The 1,176-nt window shown below is 58.4% G+C and carries 2 protein-coding genes; one reads left to right on the forward strand and one right to left on the reverse strand.

The annotated features are described in order from the left end of the window. Positions 1-407: aminotransferase class I/II-fold pyridoxal phosphate-dependent enzyme (locus tag NKH35_RS31775; protein WP_352917576.1), on the forward strand; the 407-nt coding region annotated here is incomplete at its 5' end. Between the two features lie 60 nt (positions 408-467). Here NKH35_RS31775 and NKH35_RS31780 read toward each other — a convergent pair. Next, positions 468-1,176, reverse strand: a 709-nt coding sequence (locus tag NKH35_RS31780; protein WP_352917577.1) for a M24 family metallopeptidase, incomplete at its 5' end; no start/stop codon positions are given.

A 1,176-nucleotide genomic window follows, 5' to 3' on the forward strand; every position in this document is an offset into this window, starting at 1 on the left:
GGCTGCCCCAGCGGTCGCGCCAGTATCTCTACTCCAACAGGCTCATGCCGGCTTTCGCCGGCGCTTCGATCAAGGTGTTCGAGCTGATCCGCAACGGCGATGCCTTGCGCGAGCGCCTATATGCCAATGCGGCGCGATTCAGGTCCGAAATGGGCAAGCTCGGCTTCACGCTTGCCGGAGCCGATCATCCGATCATCCCGGTAATGCTGGGCGATGCCAGCCTGGCGCAGGAGATGGCACAGCGCATGCTGAAGCGCGGAATCTATGTCATCGGCTTTTCCTTCCCGGTGGTGCCGAAAGGCCAGGCGCGTATCCGCTCGCAGATGTCGGCGGCGCATTCCACTGCAGACATTGACCGTGCGGTTGAGGCCTTTGCGGAGGTAGCTAGGGAACTTTCAATTATATGACTCGCAGGATCTAACTACCTCGCCGCCAAAATCGTCCTCGGGCGAATGCCAAGAAGCTTATCAGCGTATCTGCGGAAGCTGCTTCGGCGCCCGAACCGTGAGTAGTTGGGCATTTCCTTCAGTGACCACGACTGTTTCCTCATGAAGGACGATTTTACCGGGCTCGTACTCCAAAGCAGGCTCAATGCAGAGCACCATGCCCGGCTGCAACACCGTATTGTCCTCCAGCCGAATTGACGGCGGTTCGGTTAGCCGCAGCCCAAGTCCATGCCCCATGCGCCCGTTACTATTGAGGTCCGCCCCACCCGAAGAGAGTGCCTTGGCCATCTGTTCGAAGACAAATCCGGCCGTAACCCCTGCTGTTGCTGCTCGAAGCCCAACCTCGTGCGCTTGCCAAACCTTCTCTTGAGCATACCGTAGGGCATCTGTAGCGCTGCCAATCTGATAGTTGCGATCGTAGTCGCAGAAATACCCGTCGAAGGTCGTACCCGTGTCGATGAAGAGCAGGTCGCCATTAGCGATCGGCCGGTCCCTTGGCCCGCCCGTGATCTCGAAAGGCCCGCCGACGTCGGATCTGCAAATTAGGGTCGGGATAGCGCCAGCGCCGCCCATATTGAGGCGACTGCGGAATTCCCGAAGAATCGTACGTTCAGTATCGCCGATTTTCACGAAATCGGGCACTTGGGCGTATACGGCACCCGCGATGTCGACAGCCTTTTTGATTTTACTGACTTCAGCCCGGCTCTTGATCATGCGGAGCTGCCAAATG

Origin of the sequence: Mesorhizobium sp. M1143, from assembly GCF_040318435.1 — a bacterium.
In the GTDB taxonomy this organism is placed as follows: Bacteria; Pseudomonadota; Alphaproteobacteria; order Rhizobiales; family Rhizobiaceae; genus Mesorhizobium.